We start from the raw sequence: 14865 nt of genomic DNA on the forward strand, positions 1-14865 counted from the left end.
TAATATACTCAGTTATTATAACTGATATAGATCACTTAAGGAGTTTTTTAATGCGATTAATGCTTTTGGGTGGGCCGGGTGCAGGAAAAGGAACCCAGGCTTTGCGGTTGATTGAACGTTATCAAATTCCGCAAATCTCCACAGGTGATATGTTGCGTGCCGCTATTGCACAAGGGACTCCTTTGGGGCTTAATGCCAAAAAAATTATGGAAACAGGTGGATTGGTACCCGATGATATTATTATTGGCTTGGTCAAAGAACGGTTAAATAAGAGTGATTGCGCCAATGGGTTTTTATTTGATGGTTTTCCCAGAACTATTGTACAGGCAGACGCTTTGAAACAAGCGGGGATTTATTTAGACCATGTGATTGAAATTGATGTTAATGATGAAGAAATCATTAAACGAATCAGTGGAAGACGAATTCATCAACCTTCCGGTCGTGTTTATCATATCGAAAACCATCCTCCAAAAAATCATGGTGTTGATGATGTCACTGGGGAAGCATTAATTCAAAGAGAAGATGATAAAGAAGAAACGGTAAGAAAACGATTGGAAGTTTATCGTAATCAAACAGCGCCTTTAATTAATTACTATAAATCCTGGGCAGAGAGTGGCGCTCATGGGGCTCCGGAATTCCATAGCATATGTGGTACTGGAAACGTGGATGATGTATTTCAAAAAATAATTAATTCAATTGAAGCTAAGGAAGAAATATGACTGTCCTCAATACAACCACCGCAGAGTTCCAATCTTTAATTGATGAAAATGAAATTGTATTCATTGATTTTTGGGCAGACTGGTGTGCGCCGTGTAAGCAATTTTCCAAGGCTTACGAACAGGTGGCGGAGGAGTTTCCAAATATAAAATTTGCAAAAGTAAACATTGAGGCAGAACAGCAGCTTTCTGATTTTTTTGAAATACGCTCAATTCCCCATTTGATGGTTTTTAAAGAGGGGATAGTTGTCTATTCGAATGCTGGCAGTATGCCAGCTTCAACCCTAAAAGAATTAGTGGAACAAGCAGTAGCCGTAGATGTCAGTGCAATAAAAGCGGAGCTTCAGAAGGAGGGTAAGCCGTAACTTTTGCCAGATAATTTGCCAGCTCTTTTTTACCTGCCGCATCGATAATTAAATCGATTTTTGTTCTTCGTTTAAGGATATCATCGCAATTTTTTGCCCATTCCTCTAAAATCAAATAGTCAACTTCCACTTGATAAAGGTAGGTACAATATTTTTTCCCTAGGGATTCCCTGCCGGTACAGGCGGAAAGGAATAACTCCATACAGCTTCCATAAGTATTTAAATAACGATTAAGTAAGTCGGTATCCATCCATTTGTATTTTTCTCTTGCATAATGTACATACTGCTCGAAATTCATATTCTGAAAAACTGCTCCAGGTAAAGGAGTAGAGGCTGTTAGTGAAGGGCCCATGTGAGGAAACGTTTGCTGGAGCTGATTTATTACTTCTTCTGCCAATTGGCGATAGGTGGTAATTTTTCCACCATAAATCGTAACACTGGGGGCCGGCTTGAGATGGAAATCGTATTTGTAATCACGACTCAAAGCTTTAGCCTCTTTGTTTTCATCAGCAAGCAATGCTCGGACACCACTCCAGGAGTAGATAATATCCCCTTCAGTGATGGTACTTTTGAAGTAATGATTAACCAAATCGATGAGGTAGTTAACCTCTTCATTACTTATGCTGGCATTATCAGGGCTACCCGTGAGTGGCACATCTGTAGTACCTATCATACTAAAACCATGATAGGGAATAACAAAAATGACACGCTTGTCCTGATGCTGCAATAAGTAGGCATGATTGCCATCATACATTTTAGGAACAATAATATGGCTGCCCTTGATTAAACTGATTTTTTGTTGGTCAGGGATTTGGGTCATTTCTTCCACGGATTTAACCCAGGGACCCGCTGCATTAATCAGTGATTTCGCATAGAGCGTATAACTCGCACCTGCTTTAGGTTGTATGGTTAATTGCCACAAACCATTAATCGCTTCGATATGAATTACTGTCGAGTGAGTTCTTATGCTTGCTCCATGTTTTTTTGCTTGTAGAGCATTAACAATGGTTAAACGAGCATCGTCAGTGACAGCATCATAATATAAAAAACCCTTATTCAGTTTATTAATTATGGGAACAAAGTAGTTCATATTAATTTTTTTATAAATTGTTTTGCATTTGGGTAAGCGATTTGCTTTGGTTAAATGATCGTAAATAAAAAGCCCCAAACGTAAAAACCAGGCAGGCCGCATATGTTTTTCGTAAGGAAGAACCAATGCTTGAGGATGTACCAAATGCGGTGCCAAATCTAAAAGACGTTGTCTCTCGGTGATTGCTTTTTTAACCATTCCGAATTCATAATTTTCCAAGTATCTCAAGCCGCCATGGATTAATTTTGTGCTGCTTGATGAGGTCTTGGAAGCCAGGTCATCTTGCTCCACGAGGACTACAGATAGACCTCTTAGTGCCGCATCTGCCGCACAACCACAGCCATTGATGCCGCCACCAATAATTGCAACATCAAAAACCGAATTCATATTTTGGTCTCCCCAAAAAAAGTATACACTTACCAATATACACATAATAGTTGGGACAAGGAACTCTGCCACAATGAATTATTTACTTGCAATAGATCAGGGAACGAGCAGTACACGCGCCATGATATACACTGTTCATGGAAAATTAGTGACCTCCAGCCAATATCCACTTACCCAACATTATCCGCAAGCAGGCTGGGTCGAGCATAATCCAGAGGAAATTTGGCAAAAAACTTTAGCAGCCATGCGCGATGTGGTATCGCAAGTTTCGGTAGACCAAACCATCGCGTGCGGCCTGACAAATCAAAGAGAAACTACGGTAATCTGGAATAAAAAAACAGGGGAATGTCTTGCTCCTGCTATTGTCTGGCAAGATCGTAGAACCGCTGAATACTGTAAGACGCTTTCGTCTTTTGAATCAATGGTCCAGGAGAAAACAGGCCTGATTCCTGATCCTTATTTTTCTGCCACTAAATTAAAATGGTATTTGGACAATATCCCGGAAGCAAAGGATTTGGCAGAAAAAGGAAATTTGGCTTTTGGTACTATTGATAGTTTCCTTATCTGGCGCTTAACTAGTGAACACTTGCATTTAACTGATATCACCAACGCCTCAAGGACTATGCTTTTTAATATAAAAGAGGAACGATGGGATTTAGATTTACTTGATTTTTTTAAAATTCCCGAGTCGGTTTTACCTAAAGTGTGTGCAAGTGATAGCAATTTTGGAATTATTGATAAACAGTGGTTAGGCAAGGAACTTCCCATTACGGGGGTCGCAGGCGATCAGCAAGCTGCATTAATTGGCCAGGGATGCTTCAACATTGGAATGGTTAAAGCAACTTTTGGAACAGGTGCTTTTTTATTACTTAATACAGGAGCTAAGCCTGTTTTATCACAACACAAACTTTTAACAACAGTTGCCTATAAAATTCAGGGACAAACAGTTTATGGACTGGAGGGTAGCATTTATCATGCTGGTACTACTGTAAGGTGGTTACGCGACTCAATGAAGCTTATTACCCATGCGGAGGAAACTGAGACATTAGCCAATTCCTTGCAAGGAAATGAAGGGGTTTATTTAGTGTCGGCTTTTACAGGTTTAGGCGCACCTCATTGGTTATCTGTACCCGGGGCAACAATGGTAGGATTAAGTTTATCCACCAACAAAGCCCATTTTGCCCGGGCTGCATTAGAAGGAGTTTGTTATCAAACGCGTGAAGTGTGTCATTGCATGCGCGAGGACAGCCAGTTGGATATTTCATTATTACGTGTTGACGGGGGAATGGCTGTCAACAGCTGGTTCTTGCAGTTTTTGGCAGATCAATGTCAATTGCAGGTTCAAAAGCCTAGAGATATTGAGACTACTGCCAAGGGCGCAGCGATATTGGCAGCTTTAGGATCTGGTATTTTTAATTCTTTAAGTGATCTGCATGAAAACTGGGACATAGAACAAACATTTAATCCACAAAGAGCCCTCGAACAAGTAGAATTGGATTATCGTGGTTGGGTGAAGGCTTTACAAAAGGCAAAAAAATAAACTTTATGGTGATATAAAATAAATCCCGATTAAGAACCTCTGTTAACCGGGAAGTATCCTGGGTTTCGCAAAAGCTTCCACCCAGGTTGTTGTATTAGGGTACATTTCTGGTTTTTTCACCAGTGTACAGCTGGCGTGGTCTACCAATTCTTGATTTGGTAGCAACCATTTCCATCCAATGGCTCATCCAACCAACAGTACGAGCTAAGGCGAAAACTACGGTAAACATATTAGTTGGGATTCCTATAGCACTTAAAGTAAGACCCGAATAGAAATCAACGTTAGGATAAAGCTTCTTCTTAATGAAATAATCATCTTCAAGAGCAATGCGTTCGAGTTCCATAGCCAGCTTGAAGAGTGGAGCATCTTTCGCACCCACCGCTTCCAATACATCATAGCAAGTTTGACGCATTACCTTCGCCCTGGGATCATAGCTCTTGTAAACGCGATGGCCAAAGCCCATTAATCGGAATGGATCATCTTTATCTTTTGCTCGTTTAATGTAATGTTGAATGCGGTCAACACTTCCAATTTCCTTGAGCATGTTAAGGCATGCTTCATTTGCCCCTCCATGTGCGGGTCCCCATAATGCACCGATTCCAGCTGAAATACAGGCAAAAGGATTCGCGCCTGTTGAGCCGGCGAGGCGAACTGTTGACGTAGAAGCATTTTGTTCATGGTCTGCATGTAAAATAAAAATAGTATCCATAGCGCGGACCAGAACAGGATCGGGTGTGGATTCTTCTGTAGGAACGCTAAACATCATATGCAGGAAGTTTTCAGCATAAGACATTTTATTTTGAGGATATATATAAGGTAATCCTATAGAGTATTTATAACTCATTGCTGCAAAGGTAGGCATTTTAGCAACCATACGTATCGCAGAAATAAAGCGGTCCTCGGCATTGTTTAAATCCATAGTATCATGATAAAAAGCAGATAATGCACCAACCATTCCCACCATAATTGCCATGGGGTGCGCATCACGACGGAAACCGTTCAGGAATTGGTACATTTGTTGATGTACCATCGTGTGGTTGTTAATCAAGCTGACAAATTTCTTCTTTTCTTCGGCATTAGGTAATTCACCGTTGAGCAGAAGATAGCTTACGTCAAGAAAATCTTTTTTCTCAGCCAATTGCTCGATAGGGTAACCGCGATAGAGCAATATACCTTTATCGCCATCTATATATGTGATTTTAGATTCACAGGAAGCAGTCGATAAAAAACCTTGATCAAAGGTAAAGACGCCACGTGCACCCAGTTGGGTTATATCAATAACATCATTCCCCAAGGTAGGAGTATATACTGGTAATTCGAGCGGCTCTTGGCCTTCAAGGCTAAGTTTAGCTGTTTTATTGGTCATTGCTTCTCCTGATAAAGGATTCTTATTGTTTGTGCGTGGCACTATATACAAAATGAGCACTTACAGTCAATTTTATTATGGTTTAGAATTTTCAAGATTGACAGTAAAAAATAAAAATTTGCCCGTCCAAAGAAAGGGGCCAGGATATCAATATTTAAAAGTTAATCCCTAGAAAAATAGGGGAATTCAGTGTTTCTCTAAGGCTACAATTTAGTGTAGATGATTTAATTAAATCAGTCTATGTGATATTCTTTATTAATAAAATTATTGTCAAGGGATACCTCCAAACTATGGTTTATCTAGCTAAAGAAGTCTTGCCAGTTAATATTGAAGATGAATTAAAACAATCTTATCTCGATTATGCGATGAGTGTTATTGTGGGCAGGGCTTTACCTGATGTTCGTGATGGGCTTAAGCCAGTACATCGGCGCGTGCTTTATGCAATGAGTGAATTAGGCAATGACTGGAATAAACCTTATAAAAAATCTGCACGTGTGGTGGGGGATGTAATCGGTAAATACCATCCACATGGTGACACAGCAGTTTATGATACTATCGTTAGGATGGCACAGCCTTTTTCAATGCGGTATCTCTTGGTTGATGGCCAGGGTAACTTTGGTTCCGTAGATGGCGATGCGCCCGCAGCTATGCGATATACTGAAGTGCGAATGTCTAAAGTTGCCCATGCATTACTGGCTGATCTTGAAAAGGAAACCGTTGATTTTAGTCCTAACTATGACGAAACTGAATTTGCCCCTGTAGTTTTACCATCGCGCGTCCCCAATTTATTAGTGAATGGATCTTCAGGTATTGCTGTGGGTATGGCGACCAATATTCCACCACATAACCTTACAGAAGTGATTAATGCATGTATTGCCTTGGTTGATAATCCTGAATTGAGTCTCGACGAAATTATGGAGATTATTCCTGGGCCTGATTTTCCGACAGCAGCCATTATTAACGGCAGGGCCGGAATTATTCAAGGCTATCGGACAGGTAAAGGTCGAGCTATTATCCGTGCGCGCACCGAGATTGAAACAGATGAAGACTCAGGTCGTCAGGCAATAATTATTACCGAACTTCCTTATCAGGTGAATAAAGCCCGATTGGTGGAGCGTATTGCCGAATTGGTCCGTGATAAAAAAATCGAGGGAATCTCGGGCCTTAGAGATGAATCAGATAAACAAGGTATGCGCGTAGTTATTGAGTTGAAACGAAACGAAGTAGCTGATGTCATTTTAAATAACCTTTATGCCCACACTCAAATGCAAAATGTGTTTGGAATTAATATGGTGGCTTTGGTAGATGGCCAGCCCCGCACATTGAATTTGAAACAAATTCTTGAGTATTTTATCAAGCACCGTCGTGAAGTAGTGACTCGTAGAACCTTGTTTGATCTTAAAAAAGCACGAAGTCGTGCCCATATACTAGAAGGTTTGGGTATTGCATTAGCCAATATCGATGAGATGATTGCATTGATAAAACAATCACCAACTCCTCAAGATGCTAAAGAAGCGTTACTTGCTAAATTATGGGAACCAGGAATGGTTAAATCAATGCTGGAGCGAGCTGGATCCGATGCATCACGCCCTGATGATTTGGCAGCAGAGTTTGGTTTGGCTGCTAATGGATATAAATTATCAGAAACCCAGGCTCAAGCTATCCTGGAATTAAGACTTCATCGTTTAACCGCACTGGAACAGGACAAGATTCTAGGTGAGTTCGAGGAATTATTGCAGTTGATTCGTGAATTATTGGAAATATTAGCATCTCCTGAGCGTCTTATGCAGGTAATACGAGATGAGTTTCTAGAGATTAAAGCACAATTTGGTGACGAACGCCGTACTGAAATTACCGCATCACAAGAAGATTTAACGATTGAGGATTTAATTACTGAAGAAAATGTAGTAGTTACTTTATCCCATCAAGGTTATGTAAAATATCAACCTCTTACTGCATATCAGGCGCAGCGTCGCGGTGGGAAAGGTAAATCTGCAACTAACGTTAAAGACGAAGACTTTGTTTCTCGCCTGGTTATCGCAAGTACACACGATACATTACTTTGCTTTTCTAACCATGGAAAACTCTATTGGCTGAAAGCTTATCAGCTCCCTTTGGCCAGCCGTATATCCCGGGGCCGTCCAATTATAAATATCTTGCCGCTTGCAGAAGGGGAAGAAATTAATGCCATGTTGCCAGTCAGGGAATACCTGGATGGTTATTATGTGTTTATGGCTACCAAGAAAGGAACGGTTAAGAAAGTACCTTTAGATGCCTTCAGCAGACCCAGATCAAATGGAATTATTGCTGTCGATCTCGATGAAGATGACAGTTTGGTAGGAGTAGATATCACCGATGGCAGCAAGGACATCATGTTATTTACCGATGCAGGCAAAGTAGTGCGTTTTGATGAAAATAAAGTGCGTCCAATGGGACGTACTGCCCGCGGTGTACGCGGTATTCGCATAGAAGAAGGTCAGGCAGTTATTTCTCTAGTAGTAGCTCATCCAGAGGGTACCATATTGACCGCTACAGAAAATGGGTACGGTAAGCGTACTTCAATTGAAGAATACCGGGTTTCTGGACGAGGAGGACAAGGAGTTATCTCCATTCAGGTAACCGAACGTAATGGTAAAGTGGTTCGCTCCGTCCAAGTTACAGATGCAGATGAAGCGATGCTTATAACAGACAAGGGAACATTGGTACGCTTCAGAATCAATGAGTTGTCTGTGATTGGCCGAAATACCCAGGGAGTGCGCTTGATCAATGTCAGTCCGGGTGAAAAAGTAGTCGGCATGCAAAAAATTGAAGATTTGGGTGATGATTCTAGTGAGTCTGAAAACTTAAATGAAATCGAAGAAAACGACGATGACAACTCGAGTTTATAATTTTGGTGCTGGTCCTTCCATGCTTCCTGAAGCAATCCTGAAGGAAGCCCAAGAGGAATTTCTGGATTGGCAAAATTTAGGGGTATCGGTACTCGAAGTGGGACATCGTACTCCGGAATTTCTTGCTCTCATCAATCATGCAGAGCAGACGTTAAGAGAATTACTCTTTATACCGCAAAATTACCACGTATTGTTTCTGGGAGGCGTAGCCCGAACCCAATTTGCAATGATCCCAATGAATTTTTTGCATCCAGACGAGCAGGCGGGATACTTAGTGACCGGAATATGGTCGCATATGGCTCTTTGTGAGGCACAACACTTAAAAAAAGCATACTGTATCACCAGTGATGAACAAAATGGGTATAAGACAATTCCAAATCCTAAAAAGTGGATAATAAAAGAAAATACCTCCTATGTTTATTACACACCCAATGAAACCGTAAATGGCATTCGCTTCCCTTATGTCCCTAAAACGAATGGAATTCCATTAATTGCAGACATGACATCTGCTTTACTTACCGAACCTATAGATATCAAACAGTTCGGATTAATTTTTGCAGGTGCCCAGAAAAATATTGCGAATGCCGGTCTAACCATTGTAATTATCAGGGATGATCTGTTGGAAAGAATGCCAATCCCTCATGTGCCAACAATGTTAAGCTACAAGATTCAGGCTGAACATCATTCGCTGTACGCAACGCTGCCAGTTTTCAATTGTTATTTGGCTGATAAAATGTTTGACTGGATAAAGAAACAGGGCGGTGTTGAAGAGCTTTATCGTATTAATTGCCAAAAAGCAGCTAAGTTATATCAATATCTGGATAGTACCGATTTTTATACAACAGATATAGATCCTGAAGTACGCTCAATTGTTAATATTTGTTTCTCGCTTAAAAATAAAAACTTAGAGAATGAATTTCTTCGGTTAGCCCAACTAAGGGGTTTATATGCTTTAAAGGGACATCGACTTGTGGGGGGAATTCGTGCCAGCCTTTATAATGCAATGCCAATGGCTGGGGTGGATTCACTCATCGAGTTCATGTCCGAATTTGCGAAGGAAAATAGCCGGTGAGAATTCATAATTTTATAAGTAAACCAGTTCAATCACTAAAAGGTGAAATCACTGTACCTGGTGATAAATCCATTTCCCACCGTTCAATTATCTTCGGTTCTATAGCCAAGGGAACAACCATTATTAATGGATTTCTTGATGGTGAAGATTGCATGGCCACATTGAAAGCATTTCAATCCATGGGAGTTACCATAGAAGGACCAGATGAGCAGCAAGTGGTAATTTATGGTGTTGGAAAGCATGGATTGAAGAAACCTGAAAAAGTGATTGATTGTGGAAATTCTGGAACCAGCATGCGTTTACTCGCTGGATTGTTGGCTGCCCAAACTTTTGATAGTCAATTAACAGGTGACGAAAGTTTGTTGAAGAGACCCATGTTACGGGTTAGCAAGCCCTTGACACAGATGGGTGCTGATATTACTACTCTGGATGGTAAACCTCCTATTACTATTAGAGGAGGAAAAAAGCTTAAGGGAATACATTATGTCATGCCCGAGGCAAGTGCTCAGGTAAAATCCTGTCTTTTATTGGCGGGACTTTATGCTGAAGGGGAGACGTTAATTACCGAAACAGGCATAAGTCGCGATCATACAGAGTTGATGCTTAAATATTTCTCCTATCCTATACAAAAAAAGGATAATACCCTAATCATTAATTCAGCAAGCGAATGTCAAGGCACGGAGATTTTTGTTCCAGGAGATATTTCATCGGCAGCTTTTTTTATTGTTGCTGCCACAATTGTCCCTGGTTCTGATGTAATTATTCGTAATGTAGGAATTAATCCAACGCGTACAGGAATAATTCATATTTTACTGGAAATGGGAGCCAATATTACTCTGCTCAATCAGCGACAGTTAGGAGAGGAGTGGGTGGCTGATTTATGCGTCAAATATGCTCCATTGAAGGGAATTGATATTGGAGCGAAGATGGTTCCCCTTGCAATTGATGAATTTCCTGCTATTTTTATAGCCGCTGCCTGTGCCCAGGGACGAACCACACTTCATGGGGCAAGTGAATTACGTTTTAAAGAAAGCGATCGTATTGCTACTATGGTGGATGGTCTGAATAGATTGGGTATATATGCGGAAGCATTAGAGGATGGAGCAATGATTGAAGGTGGGGTTATCCAGGGAGGTACTGTTGAAAGTAAGGGAGATCACCGCATTGCCATGTCTTTTGCAATTGCTGGAGCTGTAGCTAATGAACCGGTTACTATCAAAAATTGTGTCAATGTAGCTACCTCTTTTCCCTTGTTTAAAGAAACAGCAAGGGAACTTCAACTTCAAATAGAGGAAACTGTTGAAAATGTACAATGACGCTGTACCCGTAGTAACTATAGATGGACCAAGTGGGACTGGTAAGGGAACGATATGCCAATTACTTGCAAAACATCTGCAATGGAATATGCTTGATAGCGGCGCAATTTATCGCGTCCTCGCTTATGCGGCAAGAAAAAAAAATATAGATTTTCAGGATGTGCAACAATTAACTGCTTTAGCACGCGCTTTAAATTTACGCTTTGGAGCCTCAAGTGAAGAGGGGACACGAGTTATTCTGGATAATGAGGACATCAGCTCAGAAATTCGAAGCGAGCAATGCGGTCAAGATGCATCACAAATTGCTGCTATTCAGGAAGTACGACAGGCCTTGCTGGAGCGTCAACGTAATTTTGCCCAGGCTCCCGGTTTGGTTACAGATGGCCGAGATATGGGCACAGTAGTGTTTCCAAAGGCTATGTTAAAAGTTTTTTTATATGCAAATGAAGAAGAAAGAGCAAATAGACGATATTTACAGTTGAAAGAAAAAGGAATTAATGTTAGCCTCGCGCACGTTGTAGAAGAATTGGCTAAACGCGATGTAAGGGATACTGGTCGTTCGCATGCGCCATTAAAGCCTGCAGAGGATGCAGTGCAAATTGATACAACCAGCTTATCCATTGTACAAGTGTTTAATATTGTATTAAAATTAATTAACGAGCGTTTAGAATTAATTAATGAACATTTGCACAATGCTTAAGGTTTACTAGGGGAAAGATGAGTGGAACTCATTCTTTCATTTTTTTACTAAAGAGTTTATTAACATGTCTGAAAGTTTCAAAGAATTGTTTGAGCAAAGTATTGCCGGTGCTCAATTTTATCCTGGTGCCATTATTAATGCCAAAGTTATCGGTATCGATAATGACTATGTCATTTTAAATGCCGGTCTAAAATCTGAAGGTATCGTTCCTAAACAAGAATTTTATGATAAAGATGGTGCGCTGGAAGTTAGCCTGGGTGATACTGTAGAAGTAGCCCTAGATTCCGTCGAAGATGGCTACGGCGAAACAATCCTTTCAAGAGAAAAAGCAAAACGTCAGGAAGCTTGGCGAAAATTATCTAAATCACACGAGAACAATGAAACAGTCACTGGTCTTATCTCCGGAAAAGTCAAAGGTGGATTTACTGTTGAAATTGGTACTATTCGCGCCTTCTTACCTGGTTCATTAGTGGACGTCAGACCTGTAAGAGATCCTTCTTATCTGGAAGGAAAAGAGCTTGAATTCAAAGTTATTAAAATGGATTTAAAGCGCAACAATATTGTTGTATCACGTCGTGCAGTTGTTGAAGAAGAAAGCAGTGCTGACAGACAAGCGTTGCTTGAGTCATTGCATGAAGGCCAAGAGCTTCATGGTATTGTTAAAAATCTTACCGATTACGGTGCGTTTATCGACTTGGGCGGCATAGATGGCTTGCTCCATATTACTGATATTTCCTGGAAACGTGTCAAACATCCAAGTGAAGTATTATCAGTTGGCCAAGACGTAAAAGTAAAAGTATTAAGCTTTGACAGCGAAAGAAACCGTGTTTCTTTAGGTATGAAGCAATTAGGTAACGATCCTTGGGTTGATCTTGTAGAACGTTATCCTATAGGCAAGAAATTGCAAGGTAAAGTAACCAATATTACCGATTACGGTTGTTTTGTTGAAATCGAAGAAGGCGTTGAAGGTTTAGTTCACATGTCCGAAATGGATTGGACCAACAAAAACGTTCATCCAAGTAAAGTAGTTTCTTTGGGTGATGTTGTTGATGTTATGGTTCTTGAAATTGATGAAGAACGCCGCCGTATTTCTTTAGGAATGAAGCAATGTGTTGGTAACCCATGGCAACAATTCGCTGCCACTCATAGCAAAGGTCAAAAAGTTAGTGGCAAGATTCGTTCAATCACTGATTTTGGAATTTTCATTGGTCTGGATGGGGATATCGATGGCTTAGTTCATTTGTCTGATATTTCATGGACTGTTCCTGGCGAAGAGGCAGTAAAACAGTTTAAGAAAGGACAAGAATTAGAAGCAGTAATTCTGGCTATTGATCCTGAGCGTGAGCGAATTTCTTTAGGCATTAAACAACTTGAAGGGGATAACTTCACTAGTTTTGTTGATGAGTACACTAAAGGCGCCATTGTTAAAGGAACAGTAGTTGCTGTTGATGCTAAAACAGTTACTGTAGCTTTAGCAGATGATATTACTGGTACTATCCGTGCAAGTGAATTGTCCGATGAGCGTGTTGACGATGCTACTACCGTTGTAAAAGAAGGCGACGAGATTGAAGCAAAAATCATCAATGTTGATCGAAAAAACCGTTCAATTACACTGTCAGTAAAAGCGAAAGATGCTCAAGATGAAGCAGATGCTATCAAGAAGTACTCTAGAACTGAAGGTTCGTCAACAACAACCTTAGGTGATTTGTTGAAAGAAAAAATGGCAAGTAAAGAAAGTGATTAATTTCTTTATTGTCAAATAGTTAAAAAAAGCGTAGATTTTTCTACGCTTTTTTGTTTGTATATTAAATTTGAATAACCTGAACGTAGCGGAGTAATTCCGGTTATTGATATTCTGGTAGATTATCCAGAGTTCGCTTCGCTTTACTGGCAACATAAAAGGAACAATTTATGCGCATATTAATGCTGGTTATTTATATACTTCTCATTATTATTGGCGTTAGTTTTGCTGCCCTAAATGCTAGTTCAGTAGATGTTAATTTATATTTTAAAACAATCTCCATGCCTATCTCAGTTCTTATGACTATTATGCTAGGTATTGGTATTTTAGTGGGTTTTATAATTTTTATCGGAAAATATTGGCGTCTCAAAGCAGAATGTCACAAGATTAAAAATCAATTGAAATTAACTGAAAAAGAAATTAAAAACTTAAGATCAATTCCATTGCAAGATCAACATTAGTTTTTTTGTTATTATAAAAAACATAACATGCACAGAGGAGGGTAATAATGATTGATTTATGGCCATTACTATTGCCTGCTGCTGCTTGGTCAGGTTGGTGGATGGCAAATCGTAGTAAGCCCAAAGAAGATCCAACCTTTTACAATCGTTTATCCCGTGAGTATGTTGTCGGACTTAACTACCTCTTGAATGAACAGCCTGATAAGGCGGTTGATGTGTTTATTAAACTGCTTGAAGTGGACAGTGATACCGTAGAGACTCATCTTGCATTAGGAAGTCTATTCAGACGCCGTGGCGAGGTGGATAGAGCCATCCGCATCCATCAGAATTTGATTGCTAGGCCTCAGTTAAGTATTTTACAAAGAAAAGAATCTTTAATGGCTCTGGGCCAAGACTATATGAGTGCTGGTTTATTTGATAGGGCAGAACGAATTTTTTTAGAAGTAGTAGAATTAGGCGGATCCAAAGAGACAAGCAGCTTACACGGCTTGTTAGCGATTTACCAGCAAGAAAAAGCATGGGAAAAGGCTTTGGATATAATTAAAAAATTGGAAATTTCCACTGGTACAAGTTTTCATATACAAGCAGCTCATTATTATTGTGAAATGGCTACGCAGGCATTAAAAACGAATGCGATTGATAAAGCAGTTTATTGTATAAAACAGGCGATAAGTGTTGACAATGAATCGGTCCGGGCCAGTTTAATGAATGCCAACCTTGAAATGAAAGAAGGCCGGTATAAACAAGCAATCCGCTCACTAAAACGCGTTCCGCAACAAGACGCCGATTTTTTGACCGAAATTATTGAGCCTTTAGTAGTCTGTCACAAAGAATTAAATACTATGGATGAGTGCATCCATTATCTGGAACAGACTTTAGAAGATCATCCCCGAGCTTCTGTAATTTTTGTTATTGCTGATTATTTAAGGCAACAAAAGAATATGGATGCCGCTATAGACTTCGTAGCCGATAACTTAAGCAAACATCCATCAATAAGGGGTTTAAATCAGTTAATCTACTGGCATCTTGAATCTGCTCACGGAAAAGTTCGTGACAAATTACAAATGCTTTATGATATAACCAGTAAATTTTTAGATAATAAACCAGTTTATCGATGTATTCACTGTGGTTTTGGTGGAAAACATCTGCATTGGCATTGTCCCAGTTGTAAAAATTGGGGAAGAATGAAACCTGTCCATGGATTGGAAGGATATTAATTAATT

Annotated in this window: 12 protein-coding genes; 10 read left to right on the top strand and 2 right to left on the bottom strand. The window is 40.0% G+C overall.

Annotation, left to right across the window (positions count from 1 at the left end; translation table 11 throughout):
* The first annotated feature begins 50 nt into the window (after positions 1 to 50).
* Together adk and KYQ_RS04005 are read left to right on the top strand one after the other, a co-directional pair.
* Positions 51 to 719 (top strand): adenylate kinase, encoded by a 669-nt coding sequence (adk, locus tag KYQ_RS04000; protein ID WP_010653857.1) that lies wholly within the window; start codon positions 51 to 53, stop codon positions 717 to 719.
* Complete coding sequence (locus KYQ_RS04005) at positions 716 to 1081, top strand: thioredoxin family protein (RefSeq protein WP_010653856.1); 366 nt, start codon at positions 716 to 718, stop codon at positions 1079 to 1081. The genes adk and KYQ_RS04005 overlap by 4 nt, the downstream gene beginning before the upstream one ends.
* Here KYQ_RS04005 and glpD read toward each other — a convergent pair.
* Complete coding sequence (gene glpD, locus KYQ_RS04010; RefSeq protein WP_010653855.1) at positions 1038 to 2558, bottom strand: glycerol-3-phosphate dehydrogenase; 1521 nt, start codon at positions 2556 to 2558, stop codon at positions 1038 to 1040. The genes KYQ_RS04005 and glpD overlap by 44 nt on opposite strands.
* Before the next feature lie 73 nt (positions 2559 to 2631).
* Here glpD and glpK point away from each other — a divergent pair, with 73 nt between their 5' ends.
* Complete coding sequence (gene glpK / locus KYQ_RS04015) at positions 2632 to 4098, top strand: glycerol kinase GlpK (protein ID WP_010653854.1); 1467 nt, start codon at positions 2632 to 2634, stop codon at positions 4096 to 4098.
* Positions 4099 to 4192: 94 nt separating this feature from the next.
* On the opposite strand, the gene gltA is transcribed toward glpK, so the two are convergent.
* Positions 4193 to 5464 carry a citrate synthase gene (gene gltA, locus KYQ_RS04020; protein WP_010653853.1) on the bottom strand — a complete coding sequence of 424 codons (1272 nt, stop codon included), beginning with the start codon at positions 5462 to 5464 and terminating at the stop codon, positions 4193 to 4195.
* 290 nt (positions 5465 to 5754) lie between these two features.
* Here gltA and gyrA point away from each other — a divergent pair, with 290 nt between their 5' ends.
* The 7 genes from gyrA to lapB all read left to right on the top strand — a co-directional run bounded on the left by gyrA (position 5755) and on the right by lapB (position 14859).
* Positions 5755 to 8352: a DNA gyrase subunit A gene (gene gyrA / locus KYQ_RS04030; RefSeq protein WP_010653852.1), complete on the top strand. Its 2598-nt coding sequence runs from the start codon at positions 5755 to 5757 to the stop codon at positions 8350 to 8352.
* The gene (gene serC, locus KYQ_RS04035; RefSeq protein WP_010653851.1) at positions 8333 to 9424 is read left to right on the top strand and encodes a 3-phosphoserine/phosphohydroxythreonine transaminase; all 1092 of its coding nucleotides are present in this window, start codon (positions 8333 to 8335) and stop codon (positions 9422 to 9424) included. The genes gyrA and serC overlap by 20 nt, the downstream gene beginning before the upstream one ends.
* On the top strand, positions 9421 to 10740 hold the full coding sequence (gene aroA / locus KYQ_RS04040; protein WP_010653850.1) for a 3-phosphoshikimate 1-carboxyvinyltransferase: 1320 nt from the start codon (positions 9421 to 9423) through the stop codon (positions 10738 to 10740). Before serC ends, aroA begins: the two co-directional genes overlap by 4 nt.
* A complete protein-coding gene (cmk, locus tag KYQ_RS04045; RefSeq protein ID WP_010653849.1) occupies positions 10730 to 11440 on the top strand; it encodes a (d)CMP kinase in 711 nt (236 codons plus the stop codon). Before aroA ends, cmk begins: the two co-directional genes overlap by 11 nt.
* Before the next feature lie 64 nt (positions 11441 to 11504).
* Positions 11505 to 13184: a 30S ribosomal protein S1 gene (rpsA, locus tag KYQ_RS04050; RefSeq protein ID WP_010653848.1), complete on the top strand. Its 1680-nt coding sequence runs from the start codon at positions 11505 to 11507 to the stop codon at positions 13182 to 13184.
* Between the two features lie 167 nt (positions 13185 to 13351).
* The gene (locus KYQ_RS04055; RefSeq protein ID WP_010653847.1) at positions 13352 to 13642 is read left to right on the top strand and encodes a LapA family protein; all 291 of its coding nucleotides are present in this window, start codon (positions 13352 to 13354) and stop codon (positions 13640 to 13642) included.
* A 47-nt stretch (positions 13643 to 13689) separates the two neighbouring features.
* On the top strand, positions 13690 to 14859 hold the full coding sequence (gene lapB / locus KYQ_RS04060; RefSeq protein WP_010653846.1) for a lipopolysaccharide assembly protein LapB: 1170 nt from the start codon (positions 13690 to 13692) through the stop codon (positions 14857 to 14859).
* Positions 14860 to 14865: the final 6 nt, after the last annotated feature.

The sequence above is a fragment of the Fluoribacter dumoffii NY 23 genome (assembly GCF_000236165.1).
Lineage (GTDB): Bacteria > Pseudomonadota > Gammaproteobacteria > Legionellales > Legionellaceae > Legionella > Legionella dumoffii.